The sequence below is a fragment of the Proteus columbae genome (genome assembly GCF_002777965.1).
GTDB classification, from domain to species: Bacteria; Pseudomonadota; Gammaproteobacteria; order Enterobacterales; family Enterobacteriaceae; genus Proteus; species Proteus columbae.
Genome location: NZ_NGVR01000023.1, coordinates 113,780 through 136,719, shown reverse-complemented (window position 1 = coordinate 136,719; position 22,940 = coordinate 113,780). Strand labels below are relative to the sequence as shown.

The window sequence follows — 22,940 nt, the reverse complement described above, 5'->3', positions numbered from 1 at the left end:
TCTTTTATAATCGCAATAAATCACCTGAAAAATCAACAGGTGTAAGAGCAATAAAACTCTCATTATATGAACTAATAATATATCCTAGATATTCATTAAAATTCTTATCTAACACTCTTACCTTAGCTTCATTTTCATCATAATGATGAACTAAGTCAGGTTGACTTGAGTTTGTCAATAAAAAATAATATTGAGTTTCCGATTCAATTGAAATAAAAAATGGTTTCTGTTCTAACATATCCCATAAACCAAGATTATATAACTCTTCCCTTGAACCATATTGAAACAAAATATGTCCTCGTATAAACCATTCTCTGTAAAAAATCAGAGGATCATCACAAAAAAAACCGCCACTACAACGTCCCATGCAATTCAAAAAATCATATAGCTGATCTGCTACTTTAATATCATAAAGACGTTCAATTTTCTTTATCTCATCATCAGAATACCCCTTTATTTTATGGATATTGATAAGAAGTTCTGGATGGATAGAATGTAAATCATTTATTAATTGATTATTTTTCATAAATAAACTCATATAATAAAAAATCACCTTACATAATTAGCATGAGGTGATTTTATTTAGTATCCATTTAAACTTTACAACTAATACAACGTGTAAAAGCTTCTTTTATTGAAGCACCTAAAACCTCGTCACTACAATCGGTTTTTAATGTAATAATTGCATTATTAAATATATTTTTACCAATTTAATGATTTAATCGTAAGTAAACATTTGTGATTTTAAACTCCATATCAAAGCTAACCTTTTATAATCGCAATAAGTCACCTGAAAAATCAACAGGTATAGGAGCAATAAAACTCTCATTATATGAACTAATAATATACCCTAGATATTCATTAAAATTCTTATCTAACACTCTTACCTTATCTTCATTTTCATCATAATGATGAACTAAGTCAGGTTGCTTTGAGTTCGTCAATAAAAAATAATATTGAGTTTCTGATTCAATTGAAATAAAAAATGGTTTTTGTTCTAATATATCCCATAAACCAAGATTATATAACTCTTCCCTTGAACCATATTGAAATAAAATATGTCCTCGTATAAACCATTCTCTGTAAAAAATCAGAGGATCATCCCAAAAAAAACCACCACTACAACGCCCCATACAATTTAAAAAATCATATAGCTGACCTACTACTTTAATATCATAAAGACGTTCAATTTTCTTTATCTCATCATCAGAATACCCCTTTATTTTATGGATATTGATAAGAAGTTCTGGATAGATAGAATGTAAATCATTTATTAATTGATTATTTTTCATAAATAAATTCATATGATAAAAAATCACCTTACACATCATTAGCATAAGGTGATTTTATTTAGAACCCATTTAAACTCTACGACTAATACAACGTGTAAATACTTCTTTTATTGAAGCACCTAAGGCCTCGTCACTACAATTGGTTTTTAATGTAATAATTGCACTGTTATATATAATTTATTAATCTAATATTCCATCTATAAACTATCATTTAATTATCTCACTATTTGATAAAGCAATAATCTCTTTCATATAACGATGATATTGTTTCCCCTTTTTCATAATAGCATAATCTTTAATTGATAAAATATCCGTATGGTTAATAGAATTATTTAACCTCGACACTTCAATAAAAATAACATCCTTGCTATTAACTAAGTAAGTATAAACATCCTCTAATTGTTCTATCATATGATATAAACAATATGCTGATTTCAATGATGGAAATACTTTTTTGAGGTACGGAATAATAATTTTATTTTCTGAATCCTTAAATTTTAAAAAAGCTTCATTTGTCATCATTTTATTTCCCCAGGGGTAGTAGTTATTAAATTTCCATTTTTATCTGTGAGCATAGTAATTATGTTAGTTGGCTGTTTACTAAATTTATCAATTCCTATATTTTTATCAAGCCGAATCACTCTTTCATACAAAATATCAATACCATTGGTGTTTTTATTATATGATTCTCTCGTTTTATTAATAGGAATCTTAATGACAGCAGGACTTAATAATATATCTTTAATTTCCTGTTCAGGAAGCGTAAATTGGCTAGCATTTTGCGCTCCTGAAAAATGACGTTTTTGTACATGCAACCAACCTGATTCAAAATCTCCCACTTTAATATTAATCCTAGATTGAACAATAGGATGGTCTAATTCATTTTTAGAAACTACTGTTTTGGCTCCATTAGATACTTTATATCCATTCGTAGTTACTCCTGTATATATTATGAGTTCCCTGTTGTTGATTATTTCAATAGCTTTTTTATTTGCTGCTATTAATAATTTTTCTTGTTCTACTATCGGTTTTATAGCAGTAATATTTAATTTACCCGACGTCATTAAAGACTTTGAGCTATTAGCTAACATGCTAGAGAAAGCTTTAGTACTTTCTTCTGAACTTGCTAATACCTTATAACCGCTGCCAAAAGTGACGCCTGCTATTGCTGCTTCTGGAGCCGATATCCCAGCAATATTAATACCTAGCTGATTAGCACAATAAACCCAGTTAGCTTTACATGTATTAAATGCAACTTGAGCAATAGTGATAAGTTCAGGTGTTGCTGCAATAACAGTATGACCAGCAATAAAACTTACACTTCCTCCTAAACCAAGAGCGATTGCAACCATTCCTGCATTTTGTCGATTGACAACTCTTTCTGCTGCAGCAACATCTCCTTTCGAAGCAGCGATCATATCCTTATTATTTTCTAAAGCTAAGTTAGAAAGCATATGCTCACTGTAATTATGCCGATAAACTAATTCCGCAGAATTAGCCGCAGAAAATACGCCCTCAGGCTTACGAGTTACAATAGCGCCTGTCAGTGCACCAATTAATTTAGTGAGCTGTGTTTTTCCTTCATTGCCATGCATTGCCTCTTGAATTAATGCAACTTGTCTGTCAGTTTCATTTAAATAACTAGGCTCAAATAATTTACTTTGTAGCGATATCGCCGCTATCTCTGCCGCTAATGCGCCTGCGACTGCCCCAGTAACACTACCTCCTGCAATTTCTGCACTAATACCTGCAACGACACCATGACTTAACACCTTTCCCGCATGCCCTAATACGGCACCGTTATCACCAATTAGATTGGCACCTTCGGCGTGAAATTGACTGCCAATATTGCTTAATAACGCGGTTTTAAAATTATCAATAAAACTACCGCCTTGAATTGCCGTACCTAGTGTAGAGCTAACAACTGAATGCGAGGCAACACGCTGTGCAACTTGATTCCATGTGGCGTTATCAGTAAGCAATAACTTGCCTGTTGAAGGTAAGGTTCCCCCTTGGATTGCCTGATCCCAACCCATAAATTGATCAAGACCTTGCAATGTCCCGGCGACCACCATACTCGCCACCACTGACTTAACAGTGTCGCTACGACCCAGTGATTCAAGTGTTTTTGAGATATTGCCTCGGTTTTCAGCTAAAGAGACAGTCGCTTGCGAAACTAAAGAAGCAAAACCTGCTTGTGCTGCAACCGATGCCGTTGAAGCCACACTGGCTGATGCGCCTGCCGCAATAGTAGCTTCACTTGCCATTCCACCAATGGTTGCCGCCGTGGCAGTACCGTAAGTTGCAACCCCTACCGCGATAGCAATAACGGCACCAACAACCGGATTTAATTGCTGAGTTTTATCATTCCAACTGGAATAAGTGTCTTTAACTAAATTCCAATTAATATTTTCTTGACGTTGGAGAGTGTTTAGCCAAGCATATTCTGGTGTGTTACTTAAAACCGTTAATGCTTGTTCTAGTGATTGTTTTTTCTTAGCTTTAATATCCGCAGATATGCTTTTAGGGGCATCAATTGTGAGCTTTCCACCAATATAAAGCTCAGGTAATACCCATATTCCTTTGGTGTATCCCTGATCACGCTGAGTAATATAAATATCTTTTGAATGAGTAATAACTTGTTTAAATGCCGTATTTTTTACTGCTTTAAAATTAACTTTTCCTGTTTTACTGGTTAATTTTGCATTCTTAGCTGTTTCTAGTTTGCTTGCTTCTAAGGTAATATCATCTTTAGCAAATAAGTTAATATTGCTATTTGCAATAAACTCGGTAACTTTATTATTGGTATTATAAAATGTTTTAGTGTAAGTTTTTTTAGTTATACATAATGTCAACCAATTACATTTTTTCTTTTCCTCTTCGTAATAACTCGACTCTTCCATTGCTTGCGCGTAAAGAAAACCACCTTTAGCGGCGATATCCATCTCTTTATTAGTAGTTAATCTTGATGCTTGAAATAAAATACTGCCTTCAGATAATAGAGTTAGATTATTACCACTATTAATTTCAGTACTTATTTGTTTGCGAAGATCTTCTAACTCAGAACCCGACTCTTTACGAAAATGTGTTTGCAGTGATCCCAATTGAATATTGCCACTACTTGAAATAGTGACATCACCCTCTGATTTAAGTGAACTTCCTTCTGTGATTAATGTGCCCGATGACGCAATAGAAATACCTTTATTACCAGTTATCATTGCTGTGGCATACTGAATATCTTGAGCATCTTCGTGAGGATCTGTAATAGCAGAATAAGCATTTGCACCCAGCTTTATATTTCTACCTGCTAATACAATGACTTTATCTTTTGAATTTAATACTGTTGAACTTAAATCAATATCACGAGCAGCATTTAAAATAAGGTTATTGTCTGAAAATAATTTAGATTGTAATTGAGGATAATAAATGTCATTAAAGAAAGGATCGGCTTCTTTTATTGATTTAGAGGCAAGAAAAATATCCTGTCCGGCATTGAAAGTTATGGCTTTATCACTATGATATTTTATTCCTTGACTGATAATATCTTTACCTGAAGTGAATATAATATCACCTCGCGCTTTCCAGCTTTCCGTTTTTGATAATGCAGGTTCTTGAGTATATAAATGAAAATACGGTAATATATTAAAAAGTGCTGATTCATCTCTCTGAATTTTTATATCACCATGTGCAATAAAACTTAAAGAATTAGCATTATTAACCTCAATATTATTAAAAGTTATACCTTGTCCAGATTGAAATAAAACAGAATCAGAGACATTAATAACTGGTGGAGCTAAAACATTATTTTCATTAAATGCAGAAATAGGATTTAATGTATAATCAATTTTTCCATTCTTAGCAAGAACAACACTATCTTTTGCTGTTAAATCTACTTGGTTAAGTTCTATATCTTTATTTGAAATTAAGCTTAATGATTTTTTAGATGAGAGCTGTGCATCTTTTATTGTAATATTATTATTAGATATAATAGATAGATCATTATTTGATTTTATATTTGACGATATATTAATAGAGCTAGAATTAATTAATATATTATTAGCTAAAATTTCATAACTTGATGGTGTTTTATTGATCAATCTTTTTGTTGGTGAGTATTTGGATGATGGTTTGGTTTCTATATTAATACTATCTTTAAAATCTAAAATTAAATTACCCTTTGATGATATTGTTAACGAATCATTTCCATCAGGTAACCATGAATAAAATTTATTAACTAACACAAATTTCAATGGTTCTCTTACATAAAGGATATCGTAATTACCTTCATCATCCTCCTCATCTACATATACCCCTAGATAATCATATGCAGTCTTATACTTGTACCATAAATTTAATTCTCCAGAACCTAAATTTGAAATTACAGCATTACTTCCTGTTAAAATAGTATTTTTATTACCCCGTATCACACCTAATTTATTAACTAATTCATTAGCATTAATATAAATGTTTTTTCCTGAATCTATATATCCTATAGAATTACTATACTTATATTTATACCTCTCAGTATTAATAACATCCGTACTTGTTAAATCTAAATAGCCAAACCATTTTTTATATGGAAAATTTTCTAATTCTGGATAATAGGTATTTATAGAAACAACACCTTGGCTATTTCCCCAATATGATGCAACAAAACGTTTTCTAGCAATGGAGTTTGCTTCAATTTTTGAAATAATAGGTAACTGATTTAAAGATGTATTAACCAACTTCTTTGTTCTAATAATCAAATCACCATTTTCTGTTTTTATTGTGGCTGATTGATTTTCAATTAAACTACTAGGATCACCCTGCGCATTTTTTTGTATCCATAAATTATCTTTTGCCTGAATAAGTGCCTTTTCACCTTTATTAGTGAGTTTATCTGCAAATAAACGCATATCTTTTTCTGAGATAATTTCACTATGATTAGTTAGTGTATTAGATGCTAAAGTAATATCCCTTTTTGCTTTTAACTTTGCATTACTATTAATTTGTAGTTCTTTACTGCTAACATTAATATCTTGTTCAGATTGAATATTGCCATTAAAGGTAATTTTTCCATCAACCGTTAAATTCACACTATTTTGATTTGTTTGAATACCACTTAAATTAACGCCAACTCCTTTTTCTGTACTGACTAGACGTATTTGATTAGCATACATTCCACCCAGTGCTTTTGTATCAATAGATATTGTCGGTTTTATGCCTTCTCCATTAAGGCTATTTACTGTTCCTTTTTCAAAATCAATACGATTATTGCCTTGCATTAAAGAAAGGTTTTTTGCATTTATTTTTCCATTTAACTCAATGCTGCGACTAATAATATCGGCATAATTTTGCAGTGCGATATTCATTCCCTGTTTACCAATAACAACACTACCTTTTTTCACCTCTATTGCTGAATAGGCACCTTGAGGGCTAAATTGAGGTTTTCCTGTCGTAAGCGTAATTGCTGGGGTATTAATAAATGAACAGCCATCACACGTAATCCCGTTCGGATTCGCAATTAAAACGTCAGCTTGTTGTCCTGCAACTTCTAATTTACCTAATAACTGTGAATGTCCATTTCCTACCACTTCATTAATAATTAAATGTGCTGCATTGCCTTTTAAATTGGTATTAGTATTCACTTGTTTAGCTAATTGTGTATTAACCGGAGTTGTTGCATTATTAAGTACAACACCTTGTTTTCCGACATTAAAAGAGTGAAATTTATTATGAGAAATACCAACATTATTAGGTGTTGCAATATTAATAATAGGAACGGTATTTTGCTGACTTATTTTTATTGTTTTATCGGATGGATTAATTACAGAACTCCAAGCGGGATGTAATGGATAAATAGTGGTTAAATAAATAATGCTATAGCTAATTAAGCGCTGTTTTCGAGAGATATCCTTTTCGTGCATAAAAACCTCCAAACTTTAAATAGCAAAAGAAATAGACCAAAATAAAGACCAGTGATCTGGTTTTAGTGATTTTGGATAAACTAACGGCTTATTAATTAATATCTGAGATAAGAAAATGGAATGATAAAAAGAAGCGCCTATTGCACTTCCAATTACTTTATTCTTATTTATTTCATATTTATCTGAATGAGCAACACCATAATCAAGCGCAAAAATAAAATTAACATCACCTAAGAAATAATTTATCTTTGGTGTATTTATTTCATTACGCCAATAAAAACCACTATTTGCATTCAGTTTTGTTTCTTTATATCCACGGACTGCTTTTACTCCATCAATTGCTACTCTTTCTATACTATAAAGATTATCTGGCGTATATTGACCATAAAATGATGTAATATAGAAAAATTTATTAACAAATAAATATTGATAGCTTAAATTTATGCTTAATTTTCGATAATGACTACGAGGTGAATTTTCAGCAATATAATCAGATGATGCGCCAAAAAAAGAAAGCCCCATTTCTACCATTGGATTAATCGTTAAATATCCTCGTTTGAGAGTTAAACTATATTGAGGGCTAAATGATAAAGAGGTTAATGTGGGGCTATTTATTCGTAGTTCTTGTTGTGCTAATTGTGTCCTTGCTTTTTTATGTTTCAGGGAACTCTTTAATATTATTCGCTGCTTATTATCACGATAGACTAAACGACTAATATCAAATTGCTGATCACTATTTTTGTTTTTATAAGCGTGTTGAACATTATGATTGAGGAAAGGATAAGAGGATTGACTATGAGATAATTGATACTGATAAAACCAGTATCCATAAGGAATATTCACACTTGCAGAATAAGAGCGAGAATAGTGCGAACGAGATAAATCTGTATTTGTACTCAGTGAGAAACTCCATTGTTCACCTAATCCAAATAACGAATCTATTGTTGTGGTATTGGCTAATAGAGTTTCACCTGTTGTTTTATTACCTGAATTATCAACGGTTAATTGATTTTTAAACGGAGATTTTTTATTATTTTGAACAATAAAAATAGAAGAATATCCCACACTATCGCTAGGTTTAATATCCAATGTATATTGTGCTGTTGCTAATCGATTAAGCTGTTCAAGCCCATGCTCTAAATCACGTAAATTAAGTCTTTTTTCTTTGTACGATGGGAAGATAATATTGACTAATCGAGATGGAGCATCATCAATAAAAATATCTTTTATTTTCCCCTCTATGACTTTAATTGTAAGTTTATTATTAGAGAGATCTTGATGAGAAATAAATGCCTGTGAAGTAATATAACCTTTATCAATATATTCATTTGTTATAAGATTAACGATACTCTGTATATCATTTAATGTTAAACATCGATGTAGATATTTTGTTATTAGTTTATTCTGACTTTTATCACTTAATATATCAGAATTTCCTATTTTTATTTCATTAATTATAAAACAATTATTTTTATTAACATCAGAAAAACTCATTTCACTTACTAATATTAATAAAAAAAACAATAACAATTTAATCTTTTTATTTTTAAATTTATGCATATAAAAATCATCCTTGAATTATTTTTTATATCATTGCATAAACTATCTAGCTCAATGGTTATCATTTTTTAAAAGACCTTTAATTTTAAAATTAAGAATAATTCAACAGATATTGACAATTTTTAGTTAACCCGATATTGGTAAGTACTCTACTTGCTCTAAAAAGCGACGGATAAAAATAATGAAATACTTGCAACTCAAAAAAACACAATTTCGATTAAGCGATATCCTCTGTTTGCAAATTAATGATTTAACGATTAATGAAGGTGACAGTTGGGCATTTGTAGGCAGTAATGGAAGCGGGAAAACCGCATTAGCAAACGTATTATGTCAAGAAGGTGTATTGCTATCAGGTGAGTTCATTAATACCTTTACTCGTCCGATAAGCCTCTCTTTTGAAAAATTACAAAAAATGATCGAAGAAGAGTGGCGTCGCAATAACACAGATTTACTCAGTGAAGGTGAAGACGACACAGGTTTAACGGTTGCTCAAGTTATCCAAATGCAGGTAAAAGATAATGATAAGTGTCTTTTATTAGCAAAACAGTTTGGTGTTGAATACTTATTATCAAGACGTTTTAAATACCTTTCTACTGGTGAATCTCGTAAAATACTGCTTATTCAACTGTTAATGAATGAACCTGATCTATTAATTTTAGATGAGCCTTTTGATGGTTTAGATATTGATTCTCGTCGTGCACTAAATGAATTACTCACACTATTACATCAACAAAATCTGACTATAATACTGATTTTAAATCGTTTTAATGATATTCCTGATTTTATTCAGCATGCAGGTCTACTGATTAATTGCGAATTGGTAGCCAACGGTAAGAAAGAACAGATTTTGTCTGATTCGATAATAGGGCAATTATCTCACAGTGAAACCCTTGAAAATCTCACACTACCTGAACAAGATTCGCCGGATGCGATCCCACAATTATCTCCAACACTTTCCCCTATTATGCTTAAAGATGGCGTTGTAAGTTACAATGACAAACCGGTACTCCATCATTTAACTTGGGAAGTAAAACCACAACAACATTGGCAAATCTTAGGCCCTAATGGTGCAGGAAAATCGACATTATTAAGCTTAATTACTGGCGATCACCCTCAAGGTTACAGTAATGACTTAACATTATTTGGCCGTAAAAGAGGAAGTGGCGAAACAGTATGGGAAATTAAACGCCATATAGGTTATGTCAGTAATGCCTTACATCAGAGTTATCGTGTTTCTTCAACGGTCAAAAATGTCATTATTTCAGGTTTTCATGATTCTATTGGAATTTACCAAGCAATTACCGATAAACAGCTTAAACTCGCTGATGAATGGTTAGCATTGATTGGTTTAACCTCACACGCTAATCATCCATTCCATACCTTATCTTGGGGACAACAACGTTTAGTGTTAATTGTTAGAGCGTTAGTTAAGCACCCTACCTTGCTTATTCTTGACGAACCACTACAAGGATTGGACACAACGAACCGACTCTTAGTACAGCGTTTTATTGACATCATGATAAGCCATAGTAATACACAGCTTTTATTTGTGAGTCACCATCAAGAAGACGCACCATTATGTATTACTCATCGATTGACTTTTATTAAAGACGGAGAAATTTATCGCTATCAGCAAGAAATTTGTTAAATATGGATTTTTACTGTCATAATCAGGGCAATGATTTTAGAAATCAACGCTAAAATTAAGTCTGAATTTTTATTTAAATCGACATTTTTTGCTTGTTATTTAAACAATAATAAATAAAAAGTGTGTCGTTTTTATGGACGCTATTTTCGTCTATTTTTTATACAAAACGGATATTTTGTTTTTTTACGCCGATCCCGCTAGATTAATAGCTTGAACGATTAAGCAAAAGGCGTGACAACTGTGCAATAATTCATCGAACAAACGACATTTTTGACTTAATCCCCCTTGTTTTGTCACTTATGTTTGGCGTTCTTGTCGATGATCCATATAATGATTGAAGTGCTAATTTTAAACTTATATTAAGAAAGTAATTATAGGAGTCTAAACTATGGCAGTAACTAAGCTTGTGCTAGTTCGACACGGTGAAAGTGTATGGAACAAAGAAAACCGTTTTACAGGCTGGACTGACGTTGAGTTGTCCGAAAAAGGCCGTAATGAAGCGCAAGAAGCAGGTAAACTGCTGAAAGCTGAAGGTTTTGCTTTTGACTATGCATATACTTCTGTTCTGAAACGCGCAATTCACACCCTGTGGAACATTCTTGATCAAGTTGATCAACAATGGCTGCCAGTTGAAAAAAGCTGGAAATTAAATGAACGTCATTACGGCGCTCTGCAAGGCTTAAACAAAGCTGAAACCGCTGAAAAATACGGTGACGAGCAAGTTAAACAATGGCGTCGTGGTTTTGCAATCACTCCACCAGAATTAACTAAAGATGATGAACGTTTCCCAGGTAAAGATCCACGTTATGCATCTTTAACTGCGGCAGAACTGCCATTAACTGAAAGCCTAGCATTAACTATCGACCGTGTAACACCATACTGGGAAGAAGTGATTAAACCGCGCGTTGCTTCTGGTGAAAAAGTTATTATTGCTGCTCACGGTAACTCACTGCGTGCTCTGGTTAAATACCTAGACAACATGAGTGAAGATGAAATTCTTGAGCTGAATATCCCAACAGCTGTACCTTTAGTTTACGAATTTGATGAAAACATGAAACCAATCAAACGTTACTACTTAGGTAATGCTGACGAAATCGCAGCAAAAGCAGCCGCTGTTGCTAACCAAGGTAAAGCAAAATAATTTTATTTTTATTTTTATTTTGAGTTACATAAAAAAATGCCACTTTTACGTGGCATTTTTTATACTCTAAATTTAATTATTACGACGCGCCGCAACCGCATCTGCTAGTTGACGTAACAGCGTTTCGGTATCATCCCAACCAATACATGCATCAGTGATGCTTTTACCATAAACCAAAGGCTCACCGCTTTCTAATGATTGACTACCTTCTACTAAATGGCTTTCAATCATAACGCCGATTAATGCTTTTTCACCTGCGCTAATTTGTTGGCAAATATCAGTACCAACTTCCATTTGTTTCTCAAATTTCTTGCAACTATTTGCGTGACTAAAATCTACCATTACGTTTTGTGGTAAACCGGCTTTTTTAAGCCCTTCTTTTACCGCTGCAACATGCTTAGCACTGTAATTTGGCTCTTTACCACCACGCAAAATAATATGGCAATCCTTATTTCCTGCCGTGCGCACAATCGCAGAATGTCCCCATTTAGTCACTGAAAGAAAACAGTGTGGCGAACCAGCCGCATTAATTGCATCAATAGCAACTTTAATAGTGCCATCTGTACCATTTTTAAAACCAACAGGGCAAGATAGACCAGATGAAAGCTCACGGTGAACTTGTGATTCTGTAGTACGAGCGCCAATTGCGCCCCAACTCATTAAATCAGCAACATATTGCGGCGTTATCATATCTAAGAACTCGCCAGCCGTTGGCAAGCCACTATCATTAATCGTTAATAAAAGATTACGAGCAATACGTAAACCTTCATTAATATCAAAAGTATGATCCATATGAGGATCGTTAATTAAGCCTTTCCAACCTACAGTAGTGCGCGGTTTTTCAAAATAAACACGCATTACAATTTCAAGTTTGTCTTTCAACTCTTCTCTAATAAGGCTTAAACGTTGTGCATACTCCAGCGCAGCTTTCGGATCATGAATAGAACAAGGTCCAATTACCACTAATAGACGATCATCTTTTCCAGCTAGGATTTGATGAATAGCTTCACGGGCATGACGAACTGTAAAAGCCGCATTATCAGTCGCTGGAAACTTTTCCAATAAAGCCACTGGCGGTAAAAGTTCATTAATTTGTGTTATTTTAAGGTCATCATTTTGATAATTCATTCCCGTGTATCCACTCTATGTTATCTAGTCAATGTTATTATTGCTTTTCCAATCTAACCATTCGTTTTCTATCTGTAAACACCCTTTCAACCTAAAGCACCTATAGTCACCTTTCTAAAAATTTCAATATAAAGGGAAATAGCGCATTTAAGCAAAATAATGATTCAAAATTGCGTTAAGAATAAGAATAAAAACAATGAATAGTAAGGCTGGAGAGAAAGATAACTCTACCAGCCTTTTTTATTAGGAGAGATAATTATTTCTGCTAGAGCGTTTTGCTGTTTTGATCCACAAACGAGAACCATTAATAGCAATCGCCAGTAAGATGATATATTCAACAGACATTGCATAAACACCTTGTTTGTAGAATATAACAATACTAATCACGTTAATGACTGACCAAACTAGCCAGTTTTCAACTAATTTCCGCGTCATTAAGATCATCGCAACAATGGAAAGAACCGTCATTGTAGAGTCCCAGAATGGGTAAGCATCAGGTTCAAGAACTGGTGTAGCTAAATTTGCACCAAAGACATTTAATATATCAACAGCAACAACGGCTAAATAGCCAAATACAGTATCAATATTGAAAGTAAGAGCGGCAATGGCAACTATTGAAACAACGATTAAAAAGAGACGATGACTTGATTTTAACCAACGTATTCTTAACTCTGCTTGCTCAAAGTCATTCACTCTGCTCCATGCGTACCATCCATAAATATTAGCGGCAAAGAAAAATATTTGAAGGAGCAAACTTGCGTATAGCTGGATTTGGAAAAAAATAATGGCAAACAAGGTGACATTAATCAGTCCAAATAAATAATTGATAATTTTTTCCTGACCTGCAAGCCAAATACACAATAGGCCAGCGATGGTGCCAACGGCTTCAATCCATGAAAGTGGATACCCACCTTCTCCGAGTGGGATATTGACTAAAATATTATTGATACTAAACCAACTCATCACATCCATTTTACAACCCCGACTTAATCATAGAAAAAAACAAAGAAAATATGGGTTATTGCGACATCTTTGCAAAGTAGTAAAGATATATTATAAATTCATATTTATAATGGTACTTAGTTTTTAATATTAAACATTATTTTTTGTATTTATAAAAATAACAAAAAAATGTTTTATATACTAAACAAATTATTCTAATTCTACTTTTTAAACAATAAAAACGACAAATAACTTTATTACATTTTACTTATTAGAGAGAAATATGGAGCCAACAACACGTTTAATCGATCGCATACTATCTTTTGCTCTCCTCGATCCTAGAGTTGAAGCAGTAGTACTAACAGGATCGTTAGGACGCAATAGAAAGATAGACAGTTATTCTGATATTGATATAGAGCTTATCGGCTATGGTGCGACAGAACTCGCAAAAAACCAACATTGGTTATCACAATTCGGTGATGCTCTTGTCAGTTTACAACTGGAGTGTGAAGATCCCCAAAGTCAGTTTTGGCCTATTTATTTACATGTTTTAGCTCAAGGTCGCAAAATGGACATTATGATGGCAGAGCCTGAGCGTATTTTTAACATGAAAACTGAAGGACTTAGCCCAGTTTACCAGCGTGGATATCAAATATTACTCGATAAAACGGGTTTATGTGACGGGCTTCCTGAAATTAGCATTATAACGCCTCCTACGCTTTCAAAAGAGCAAGCATGTAACAATGCTCAAGAATTCTGGTTTGAGGCGACACAGGTCGCTGTAGCTATTCTACGCCGTGAATTTTGGTCTGCTAATTATCGTATAAATGATATGCGTGAATGGCTGATAGCGTTACTTGAACAAGTTGCGTTACACAATATGCCAACACAAGATGTATGGTATCAAGGCAAAAACCTGAAAGAATGGTTACCTAAGTTTTATTCATTACGTTCATTAGAAAGTACTCTTGCGATGAGTACCCCTTATGAATCAGCAGCAACACTTTCAATTATGATGGCATTTTTTATTGATGCATCTAAACGCCTCAATCACCCTATTGATACAGCGATAAAAACACAAGAATTGGTCAGCAATTGGTTAATTGATAATGAATTTTTGACTGAAAATGAATACACCCAAATCACGTCATCAATTATTTGTCATTACTGATTTAAATGCCATTTTAGGTTAAGACAAGGTAGTTTTCAGTTTTTAGAAAACTATCTTCATTGCTTAATAAAAAGATAAAATTGCACTATAAAAGATAGAGAGATAAGTAAGAGTTTGTTTGCTATTTAGGGAATGATAAATATTTGGATAGGATGGTTGAAATGGTGGGTCGTGGGCGATTCGAACGCCCGACCAATTGATTAAAAGTCAACTGCTCTACCGACTGAGCTAACGACCCATTCCAATAAAAACGGATTGGTGTTCGAAAATGGTGGGTCGTGGGCGATTCGAACGCCCGACCAATTGATTAAAAGTCAACTGCTCTACCGACTGAGCTAACGACCCATTCCAATAAAAACGGATTGGTGTTCGAAAATGGTGGGTCGTGGGCGATTCGAACGCCCGACCAATTGATTAAAAGTCAACTGCTCTACCGACTGAGCTAACGACCCTTTTTCGAACTCGCCACATTCTCTGTGGCAACGGCGGGTAATAATACTGATTTAATGTTTTTGTGCAACGCTTTTTTTCAAAAAAAAGTTCAACCGTTGAAAAAACAATCATTTAACCCCGAAAATGCAACATTTTGCATTACGGGGTCAATAATTAGAGTGTTCCTAGCTGCTTTTGCGCTAATTTAGCGCCAGCGCTATTTGGATATTGCTTAATCACTTGTTGGTAAACAGCTTTAGCATTATCCTTTTGCCCTTTCTCTTGCATGATCAAACCAATTTTATAAAAGGCTTCACTTGCTTTTTGAGATTTCGGATAGTTTTTAACAACAATAGCAAATGTGCTTGCAGCCTGATCCTTATTACCTTTTAGATAATACATCTGACCCAACCAAAATTGTGCATTTGATTGATAGCTAGACTTCGGATAGTTATTGATAAAGTTGTTTAATTCAACAATTGCCTTATCGTAATCTTTAGAATTCAATACGATATCAATTGCTGCATTATAATCGGCCTTCTCATCACCTTGTCCTGAATTAGTTGCCGCAGGAGGTGTTGAAGAAGCAGTATTATCAGGTTGAGTGGCTTCTGTTGATGTTGAAGCTCCGCCACCAAGGCTATCTAATTGTTGATAGATGTTGCGTTGGCGTTCAACAACTTGATTTAACTGGTATTGATTTTCCTGAATTTGACCACGTAACATATCAATATCACGCTGAGAATCAGCGAGTTGTTGCTGTAATTGGGTCAAAAGCTGGCTGTGAGCATTTGAAAAACGCTCAAGTTGGGCGAGTCGTTCATCGGTCGAACCTGAACCGATATTACTGATTGGCGCTTGGGCAATAGCGGCTACAGGAGCCGCTACGCCAACCAGTAACAACAGACTCATCAAGAAAGGTCTGAAGTTACTGTTGTTCATGCCGTTCTCTTAGTAATCCAGTACTGCACGACGGTTTTTCGCATAAGCGGCTTCGTCATGACCCAGTACAGCTGGTTTTTCTTTACCGTAAGAAACGATTGACAGTTGATCAGCTGATACGCCTTTACCTTGCAGGTACATTTTCACAGCGTTAGCACGACGTTCGCCCAGAGCGATGTTGTATTCTGGAGTACCGCGTTCGTCAGCATGACCTTCTACAGTGATACGTACTGATGGATTTGAACGCAGGAATGCTGCGTGTGCATCTAACAGGTTAGCGTAGTCTGAGCTAATGTCATATTTGTCAAAACCGAAGTAAACGATGTTTTGTTGTTTCAGTTGTTCTAATTGCTGACGTGCTAATTCTTCAGCAGTAGGACCTTGCTCAACAACTGGTACATTGTTTGTATCAGTTTGATCGTCGTTTTTGTTTGAGCTACATGCTGCAACAGCAACGAGTGGTAATGCTAACATCAACCCTTTAAACACTTTGTTTAATTGCATCTCTATTTGTTCCTTTATTTGTTTGCCATACATAATTTTTATGCATCACATAAACGGTGACCAGGCAGGTGATTTAACCTGACCATCAGTCGCCGGAAGACGCGCTTTGAAACGGCCATCAGTCGATACTAGCTGCAAAATGGTGCCTAAGCCTTGTGTAGAGCTGTAAATAACCATTGTGCCATTAGGAGCGATGCTTGGCGTTTCATCCAGAAACGTATCTGTTAGATATTGTACGGAATTCGTTTCCAGATCCTGCTTAGCGATATGTTGCCTACCGCTTTCAGAACTCACCATAACTAAGAAACTACCATCTGGGCTTACTGCTGGGTTTTGGTTTTGTTTACCTTCCCAAGTAATACGCTCTGGCGTTCCACCGTTAATATTAACCTTGTAAATTTGTGGACGTCCACCTTGATCTGAAGTATAGACTAAGGTTTGTCCATCTGGCATCCAATTTGGCTCGGTATTATTACTTCTGCCATTGGTTACCTGTGTCATATTCCCACTCGCTAAATCCATAACATACAGATTTAAGCTACCGCTCTTAGAAAGAGCAAATGCAAGTTTAGAACCATCAGGTGAAAACGAAGGTGCACCATTATGTCTTGGGAATGATGCAATTTGGCGAATTTCACCTGTTGCTAATGTTTGTACCACTAAAGCAGATTGACCACTTTCAAAGGTGACATATGCAAGTTTAGCACCATCTGGTGACCATGCTGGTGACATTAATGGCTGTGATGAACGATAAACACGATCTTGGTTAAATCCATCATAATCTGAAACACGCAATTCATAAGGATATGCGCCACCATTTGTCACAACAACATAAGCAATACGTGTACGGAATGCACCACGAATACCCGTCAGTTTTTCAAAAACTTCATCACTAGCGGTATGTGCAGAGTAACGTAACCATTTAGATGGAACTTTAAACTCACTTTGAGATAAAACTGCACCAGGTGAGCCAGCAACATCAACTAGCTGATAACTCACTAAATATTGACCATCCGCTGATGGTTGCACACGTCCTACAACAACAGAGTCAATACCTAATGCCGTCCAAAGTGCAGGTTGGACTTCAGAGGCAGTAACAGGTTGTTGAGGTATACGAGATACATCAATCGGATTAAATTTTCCGCTATTTCGTAAATCAGCCGCAATTATACCAGCAACATCTTCTGGCATTTGACCAGTGCCTTCCCATTTAAAAGGAACAACACCGATAGGGCGTGCAGTATTCACCCCTTGTGTAATTTCAATTCGAACTTCAGCGTTAGCCAGAGTGGTTACGCATAAAATTAAAAGCCCGAAAATAACATTTAATGCCTGCTTCATCATGTCTCCCTTTTATTATTGCGGTTATTACGCAATAACGCACAGAATAGTAACAAACGCTTTTCAACAACACCATACAACACATCAATAACATTCTAAAATAGCTATAAATTAGTGTATGTTTTCCTACTATCAGACAGTTTTATGGCTTAAACTCAATTGTCGGTGATTTTACTTTCTCGTAAATATCCTTAGGTGGCTTAGGTAATGTCGCCATTTTCGCCGCTTGTAATGCGACTTGGCATAAAGCTGGATCTCCACCTACCGCTTTCGCGCTTATCAACATTCCGTCTGGTGCAATACTTATTTTAAGGTCACACTTACGACCTTTATACAAATCAGAATCAAAAAACTTCTGCTCAATAGCAACTTTTACTTGCCCTGTATAGCGATCAATACCAGCATCATTCGCACCAGAACGATTTCCACCGCCTTGACCAGCTGCAGAGGCACCACTTTGTTTACTACCGTCAGCCACTAAACCATCAAGTAAACTATCTACTGCTTTACTTTGCTGTTGAGCTGCCGCTTTTGCTTTGGCTTCTGCCGCTGCTTTAGCTTTAGCTTCTGCGGCTGCCTTAGCTTTAGCATCGGCTTCAGCTTTGGCTTTTGCATCCGCTTCAGCCTTGGCTTTAGCATCGGCTTCTGCTTTAGCCTTCGCTTCTTCCGCTTTTTGTTTCGCGGCTAATTCTGCTTGTTTTTTTGCTTCAGCTTCAGCTTGAGCTTTCGCATCAGCTTGTTCTTTTAAGATACGGTCGCGTTCAGCTTTCGCTTGTGCAGCCGCTTCTTCTGCCACTTTTTGTTCTTCTTTTGCTTTAGCAGCAGCTAATGCAGCTTCACGTTTTTGAGCTTCTGCCGCCTCTTTCGCTTGTAAACGTTCAACTTCTAACGTTTTCAATCGCTCTTGTTCTTTCATTTGCTGCTGACGTAGCTCTTCTTCTTGTTGCTCAGCACGCTCTTTACGCTCTTGCTCGGCTTTTTGGACGTTAGCTTGTTGCGCTTTTTGCTGGTTATACTGTTGTACTACCGCATTAGGATCAACCATAATAGCATCAATAACTTGTCCATCAGATCCACCGCCGCCACCTAAATCCCATTTCTGAGTTAATGACCCCCAGATAAGCAATGCGACAACAAGTAAATGCAAGGCGGTAGACAAGATAACTGAACCGCTCAATTTACTTCGGGTTGGTTTCGTCTTCTTTCCCACGCTATCATCCAAACTTATTTCAACCTAATTACATAGGCTGAGTCATTAAACCTACAGATTTAACACCTGCTTGACGTAACATGTTGAGTGCTTTAATTATCTCATCATAAGGAACATCTTTAGCACCGCCAATAAGAAAGACAACTTTCGGATTTTTTTCCAGCTGTCGTTTAGCTTCAGCCATAATCTGTTCTTGTGGTAATAATTCTAATACTTCCTGATCAACACGAATGTTGTATTGTCCAACACCTGCAACTTCAACAATCACAGGAGGGTTATCGCTACTTGAAACAGTTTGTGTCTCTGTTGCTTCAGGAAGATCAACCTCAACACTTTGCGAGATAATCGGTGCTGTTGCCATAAAAATAAGTAACAACACTAATAATACGTCGAGCAAAGGAACAATGTTAATCTCTGATTTTACGCCTCGGCGGCTACTGCGACCCCGTGCCATCAGCTCTCTCCTTCTGCGTTAACTATTTCTTTTCTGCGGAGGCAAAAGCTTGGCGATGTAAAATCGTCAGGAACTCTTCCATAAAGTTATCGTAACTTTGTTCCAGTTTATTTACACGCTGCGTAAACCGGTTATAAGCCATAACTGCGGGAATTGCCGCAAATAAACCGATAGCTGTTGCAATCAGAGCTTCAGCAATGCCGGGTGCGACCATTTGTAATGTTGCTTGTTTAACACTACCTAATGCAATAAATGCGTGCATGATCCCCCAGACTGTACCGAACAGACCAATATATGGGCTGATAGAACCAACAGTACCAAGGAAAGGAATATGATTTTCTAAAGATTCTAATTCACGATTGAAAGAGACACGCATCGCCCTTGATGCACCATTAACAACCGCATCAGGAGCATGAACGCTTGCTTGATGTAAACGAGCAAACTCTTTAAAGCCAGAGTGAAAAATTTGCTCTGAGCCAGATAATTCATCACGACGAGCTTGGCTATCTTTATATAAACGTGCCAAATCAGTACCTGACCAGAATTTATCTTCAAAATCTGCAGCTTCACGATCGGCGGCATTCAGAACTTTAGTTCGCTGAATAATAATCGCCCAAGATGCAATAGAAAATCCGATTAAAAGCAACATGATCAACTTGACTAAAAGCCCTGCTTTTAGGAAGAGATCGATAACATTCATGTCAGCCACTACTTAAACTCCGCGATAATGGACTTAGGAAGCGCTACTGGCTTCATTTTTGATGAATCTACGCAGACAACGAGCACTTCTGCGCTACACAATACACAACCATCTTCATTAATAATCTTTTGAGAAAATGTCATTGATGCACCACGCAATGTGGTAATTTCACTTTCTACTTGCAAAAGATTATCAAGTCGAGCTGGCGCAATATATTCTATTGATAATTTACGTACAACAAATACAACATGATCATACTCCCGTAAATCATGCTGATGAAAACCTTTTTCTCTGAGTAGTTCAGTTCTAGCGCGTTCAAAATATTTCAGATAACTGGCGTGATAAACAACACCACCGGCATCAGTATCTTCATAATAAACACGAACAGGCCAAAGAAACTGCATATTACCTTCCTTACATTTCCCGAGTTAAGTCCATAAATAATGTAGCTATAGGTTACCTAACTATACTTAAGAGGTCGCTCTAAGGGAATCGTAGTAACGTAAAGAATAGAAAACGCAGTTTTCAGGCGCCAATCATAAACTCTTCTTTGCAACACGCAATATGCTTTGTGCTCTGAATAGAAAAAATATTTTTATTAAGACAGCATAAAAATGCTTGCTAATTAGAAATTCATAGATTGTCTAATTTAGTAGTATTATTTTTAATGACAGAAAAAAACCAGTTAAAAACCTGGTTTTTCATATAAATCAATTAATTATTTGAGATTGGGGTTTCATGAAGATAGTGCCATTGCCAACACTCATCATGAGAATTGCGTCTCAATAACACCACAGACTCGCGCATAAGAATCTTCTTATTTTCACTATGTGCTTCTTGATATCTGACAAGCGCCAAACAATCCGACTGGTAAATTATTTTATAATCGTTCGTTTTTATTTTCAGACCGCTTCTTTTTCCTGCATTTTGTCTGAACGTAGCGATAACGTCATCATAACTCACTGCTTTTCCACTGATCCCTACCATTGAAAACTCTTGAGATAAAAGATTTTCTATTTTTGTAATAGCATCAACTGATAGTGGATATTGCGTAAAAACCGTTTCAATCTCATCATGCAAAGATTTAATGCTTTCTATAATTAAATCACTATTAAAATTCATCTTGTATTTCCTGTGTAATCACTTTTTTCTTTAGTGTGAATAATAAAGTAAGAGGTAATATGCCTATCAATGCACATATTAAAAAAGTCATGTTATAAGCTGTTTGTGGTAAACAAAAAAGAGAAAAAATATTAAATAACATAGCAACCATGGTTGCCCCGACACTAAAAACAACTTGTCTGTTAATATTCCAAATAACACTTGCTTGAACTAATTTTTGCGCACTAAAGTCATACAATGCCGTGGCTTGAGCGGTGTTAGCGCCAATGCCCCCACCCACTCCGATAATTAAATATGCAATAATAAGTAATGGAATATCTGTATTACTATTTACAAATGTTAATAAAGAAATACCAATACTGTGTAATAGTAATGCAATAATAAATAAGCGTTTCATACCTAATTTATTATAAAGTACACCACTTATTGTCATTGAAATAAAAGCACCCAATGCATACAACAACATAAAAATACCCGTGCCTTGCCCGGTGAATTTTAAATATTGTTGTAAATAAAAAATAGCGAGAATATTCACTCCAGTAAAAACACCTGGAATGCAATAATAAATAAAAATAGAGAGTGATAAATTTCTATTTTTTAATAATGCTAAATTAATAACCGGTGATGAATGGTGCCGATAATGGTAATAATAAAATACAGCAAAAATTGTTGAAAGTACGGCAATCACTAAGGCAAGTAATGTTGAGTGATATTCACCATAAGCAGATAACGCGAACAATCCAGATACAATGATCAAACTAATAAGAATGATACCTTTAATATCAGGTATAGCGCTTTCTTTAGGTAAAGGCTCTTTTACCCAGATAAAGGCTAAAAACGCCGTTAGCAATGAAAATGGAATATTGCTATAAAAAACCCAACGCCATGAAACAACATCAACAATAAATCCACCTAATGTTGGCGATATTGCTGGTGCTATCAAGGCTATTGCCATAATAAGTGTTGAGATTTTACTTCTCTCATGCCCTTGGAAATATTGAAACGTTAATGCTTGTCCAATTGGGATTAATAGTCCACCACTCACACCTTGAATAAAACGCCAAAAAATAAGTTCGCTGAAAGAGTGAGAATAACCCACTAATGCAACCGATAAACTAAACATCAACATTGACGTTACCATCAATGCTTTAATTCCAAAACGTTGAGATAACCAGTGACTCAATGGAATAATTAATGTTAATCCCAGAATATAACTATTTGAAACCCATGTAACGGAAACGATAGAAATCTGCATATCATCGGCCATTGCAGGTAATGCAATGGCTGACATAAAAATATTAATACAATCTATAAAGAAGCCCAGCAGAAATATAGATGCAATTTGATAGCGGTAAGTCATAAAAATCCTCCGCGCATAGAGTACGGAAGATTGACGAATTTCGTCTATCTGACAAAATAGAACTTATTGTTTAATCAGAGTAAA

General features: G+C 35.3%; 19 protein-coding genes, 3 tRNA genes and 2 pseudogenes. 3 read left to right on the top strand and 21 right to left on the bottom strand.

All coding sequences use genetic code 11. The features are described from left to right. Positions 1–4: 4 nt before the first annotated feature. From CBE70_RS11660 to CBE70_RS11640, 7 genes and pseudogenes are all read right to left on the bottom strand, one after another. Positions 5–526 carry an SMI1/KNR4 family protein gene (locus CBE70_RS11660; protein ID WP_100159647.1) on the bottom strand — a complete coding sequence of 174 codons (522 nt, stop codon included), beginning with the start codon at positions 524–526 and terminating at the stop codon, positions 5–7. A gap of 67 nt (positions 527–593) precedes the next feature. Continuing rightward, positions 594–692 (bottom strand): annotated as a pseudogene (locus tag CBE70_RS18755) (contact-dependent growth inhibition system immunity protein); the annotation flags it as partial. Between the two features lie 78 nt (positions 693–770). Then, positions 771–1,292, bottom strand: coding sequence for an SMI1/KNR4 family protein (locus CBE70_RS11655; RefSeq protein ID WP_100159646.1), 522 nt, complete (start codon positions 1,290–1,292; stop codon positions 771–773). A gap of 69 nt (positions 1,293–1,361) precedes the next feature. After that, positions 1,362–1,460, bottom strand: a pseudogene (locus tag CBE70_RS18750) (contact-dependent growth inhibition system immunity protein); the annotation flags it as partial. Between the two features lie 39 nt (positions 1,461–1,499). After that, complete coding sequence (locus CBE70_RS11650; protein ID WP_232797395.1) at positions 1,500–1,814, bottom strand: hypothetical protein; 315 nt, start codon at positions 1,812–1,814, stop codon at positions 1,500–1,502. After that, a complete protein-coding gene (locus CBE70_RS11645; RefSeq protein WP_100159466.1) occupies positions 1,811–7,201 on the bottom strand; it encodes a two-partner secretion domain-containing protein in 5,391 nt (1,796 codons plus the stop codon). Before CBE70_RS11645 ends, CBE70_RS11650 begins: the two co-directional genes overlap by 4 nt. Before the next feature lie 15 nt (positions 7,202–7,216). Continuing rightward, positions 7,217–8,761 (bottom strand): ShlB/FhaC/HecB family hemolysin secretion/activation protein, encoded by a 1,545-nt coding sequence (locus CBE70_RS11640; RefSeq protein ID WP_100159465.1) that lies wholly within the window; start codon positions 8,759–8,761, stop codon positions 7,217–7,219. A 181-nt stretch (positions 8,762–8,942) separates the two neighbouring features. Here CBE70_RS11640 and modF point away from each other — a divergent pair, with 181 nt between their 5' ends. Both modF and gpmA read left to right on the top strand, forming a co-directional pair. Beyond that, on the top strand, positions 8,943–10,409 hold the full coding sequence (gene modF / locus CBE70_RS11635) for a molybdate ABC transporter ATP-binding protein ModF (protein ID WP_100159464.1): 1,467 nt from the start codon (positions 8,943–8,945) through the stop codon (positions 10,407–10,409). A gap of 388 nt (positions 10,410–10,797) precedes the next feature. Next, a complete protein-coding gene (gene gpmA, locus CBE70_RS11630; protein WP_099075932.1) occupies positions 10,798–11,550 on the top strand; it encodes a 2,3-diphosphoglycerate-dependent phosphoglycerate mutase in 753 nt (250 codons plus the stop codon). Between the two features lie 72 nt (positions 11,551–11,622). Here the strand turns inward: gpmA and aroG are convergent, their stop codons facing one another. Beyond that, a complete protein-coding gene (gene aroG / locus CBE70_RS11625) occupies positions 11,623–12,678 on the bottom strand; it encodes a 3-deoxy-7-phosphoheptulonate synthase AroG (protein WP_100159463.1) in 1,056 nt (351 codons plus the stop codon). A 243-nt stretch (positions 12,679–12,921) separates the two neighbouring features. Then, complete coding sequence (gene pnuC, locus CBE70_RS11620) at positions 12,922–13,650, bottom strand: nicotinamide riboside transporter PnuC (RefSeq protein WP_100159462.1); 729 nt, start codon at positions 13,648–13,650, stop codon at positions 12,922–12,924. A gap of 253 nt (positions 13,651–13,903) precedes the next feature. Here pnuC and CBE70_RS11615 point away from each other — a divergent pair, with 253 nt between their 5' ends. After that, entirely contained in the window at positions 13,904–14,791 is an 888-nt protein-coding gene (locus CBE70_RS11615) for an aminoglycoside 6-adenylyltransferase (protein WP_100159461.1), read from the top strand. A 162-nt stretch (positions 14,792–14,953) separates the two neighbouring features. Here CBE70_RS11615 and CBE70_RS11610 read toward each other — a convergent pair. From CBE70_RS11610 to CBE70_RS11555, 12 genes are all read right to left on the bottom strand, one after another. Then, positions 14,954–15,029 (bottom strand) — tRNA-Lys (locus CBE70_RS11610). Between the two features lie 31 nt (positions 15,030–15,060). Next, positions 15,061–15,136 (bottom strand) — tRNA-Lys (locus tag CBE70_RS11605). 31 nt (positions 15,137–15,167) lie between these two features. Continuing rightward, positions 15,168–15,243: transfer RNA gene (locus tag CBE70_RS11600), tRNA-Lys, on the bottom strand. Between the two features lie 154 nt (positions 15,244–15,397). After that, on the bottom strand, positions 15,398–16,165 hold the full coding sequence (gene ybgF / locus CBE70_RS11595) for a tol-pal system protein YbgF (RefSeq protein WP_100159460.1): 768 nt from the start codon (positions 16,163–16,165) through the stop codon (positions 15,398–15,400). Positions 16,166–16,174: 9 nt separating this feature from the next. Next, on the bottom strand, positions 16,175–16,669 hold the full coding sequence (pal, locus tag CBE70_RS11590) for a peptidoglycan-associated lipoprotein Pal (RefSeq protein WP_100159459.1): 495 nt from the start codon (positions 16,667–16,669) through the stop codon (positions 16,175–16,177). A 45-nt stretch (positions 16,670–16,714) separates the two neighbouring features. Continuing rightward, positions 16,715–18,010 carry a Tol-Pal system beta propeller repeat protein TolB gene (gene tolB / locus CBE70_RS11585; protein ID WP_099075927.1) on the bottom strand — a complete coding sequence of 432 codons (1,296 nt, stop codon included), beginning with the start codon at positions 18,008–18,010 and terminating at the stop codon, positions 16,715–16,717. Positions 18,011–18,152: 142 nt separating this feature from the next. Then, positions 18,153–19,220, bottom strand: a complete 1,068-nt coding sequence (gene tolA / locus CBE70_RS11580; RefSeq protein WP_100159458.1) for a cell envelope integrity protein TolA — start codon at positions 19,218–19,220, stop codon at positions 18,153–18,155. Between the two features lie 28 nt (positions 19,221–19,248). Beyond that, the gene (tolR, locus tag CBE70_RS11575; protein WP_023581195.1) at positions 19,249–19,674 is read right to left on the bottom strand and encodes a colicin uptake protein TolR; all 426 of its coding nucleotides are present in this window, start codon (positions 19,672–19,674) and stop codon (positions 19,249–19,251) included. Positions 19,675–19,696: 22 nt separating this feature from the next. Further along, complete coding sequence (tolQ, locus tag CBE70_RS11570; protein ID WP_075672726.1) at positions 19,697–20,383, bottom strand: Tol-Pal system protein TolQ; 687 nt, start codon at positions 20,381–20,383, stop codon at positions 19,697–19,699. Next, the gene (gene ybgC / locus CBE70_RS11565; protein ID WP_006537646.1) at positions 20,383–20,778 is read right to left on the bottom strand and encodes a tol-pal system-associated acyl-CoA thioesterase; all 396 of its coding nucleotides are present in this window, start codon (positions 20,776–20,778) and stop codon (positions 20,383–20,385) included. The genes tolQ and ybgC overlap by 1 nt, the downstream gene beginning before the upstream one ends. A 310-nt stretch (positions 20,779–21,088) precedes the next feature. Continuing rightward, positions 21,089–21,496 (bottom strand): hypothetical protein, encoded by a 408-nt coding sequence (locus tag CBE70_RS11560; protein WP_100159457.1) that lies wholly within the window; start codon positions 21,494–21,496, stop codon positions 21,089–21,091. Beyond that, on the bottom strand, positions 21,486–22,856 hold the full coding sequence (locus tag CBE70_RS11555; protein WP_100159456.1) for an MFS transporter: 1,371 nt from the start codon (positions 22,854–22,856) through the stop codon (positions 21,486–21,488). Before CBE70_RS11555 ends, CBE70_RS11560 begins: the two co-directional genes overlap by 11 nt. Positions 22,857–22,940: the final 84 nt, after the last annotated feature.

Bases quoted from the DNA above. Each gene is read 5' to 3' on its own strand.
- CBE70_RS11660 (WP_100159647.1), bottom strand. From the start codon at position 526: ATGAAAAATAATCAATTAATAAATGATTTACATTCTATCCATCCAGAA.
- CBE70_RS11655 (WP_100159646.1), bottom strand. From the start codon at position 1,292: ATGAAAAATAATCAATTAATAAATGATTTACATTCTATCTATCCAGAA.
- CBE70_RS11650 (WP_232797395.1), bottom strand. From the start codon at position 1,814: ATGATGACAAATGAAGCTTTTTTAAAATTTAAGGATTCAGAAAATAAA.
- CBE70_RS11645 (WP_100159466.1), bottom strand. From the start codon at position 7,201: ATGCACGAAAAGGATATCTCTCGAAAACAGCGCTTAATTAGCTATAGC.
- CBE70_RS11640 (WP_100159465.1), bottom strand. From the start codon at position 8,761: ATGCATAAATTTAAAAATAAAAAGATTAAATTGTTATTGTTTTTTTTA.
- modF (WP_100159464.1), top strand. From the start codon at position 8,943: ATGAAATACTTGCAACTCAAAAAAACACAATTTCGATTAAGCGATATC.
- gpmA (WP_099075932.1), top strand. From the start codon at position 10,798: ATGGCAGTAACTAAGCTTGTGCTAGTTCGACACGGTGAAAGTGTATGG.
- aroG (WP_100159463.1), bottom strand. From the start codon at position 12,678: ATGAATTATCAAAATGATGACCTTAAAATAACACAAATTAATGAACTT.
- pnuC (WP_100159462.1), bottom strand. From the start codon at position 13,650: ATGGATGTGATGAGTTGGTTTAGTATCAATAATATTTTAGTCAATATC.
- CBE70_RS11615 (WP_100159461.1), top strand. From the start codon at position 13,904: ATGGAGCCAACAACACGTTTAATCGATCGCATACTATCTTTTGCTCTC.
- ybgF (WP_100159460.1), bottom strand. From the start codon at position 16,165: ATGAACAACAGTAACTTCAGACCTTTCTTGATGAGTCTGTTGTTACTG.
- pal (WP_100159459.1), bottom strand. From the start codon at position 16,669: ATGCAATTAAACAAAGTGTTTAAAGGGTTGATGTTAGCATTACCACTC.
- tolB (WP_099075927.1), bottom strand. From the start codon at position 18,010: ATGAAGCAGGCATTAAATGTTATTTTCGGGCTTTTAATTTTATGCGTA.
- tolR (WP_023581195.1), bottom strand. From the start codon at position 19,674: ATGGCACGGGGTCGCAGTAGCCGCCGAGGCGTAAAATCAGAGATTAAC.
- ybgC (WP_006537646.1), bottom strand. From the start codon at position 20,778: ATGCAGTTTCTTTGGCCTGTTCGTGTTTATTATGAAGATACTGATGCC.
- CBE70_RS11560 (WP_100159457.1), bottom strand. From the start codon at position 21,496: ATGAATTTTAATAGTGATTTAATTATAGAAAGCATTAAATCTTTGCAT.
- CBE70_RS11555 (WP_100159456.1), bottom strand. From the start codon at position 22,856: ATGACTTACCGCTATCAAATTGCATCTATATTTCTGCTGGGCTTCTTT.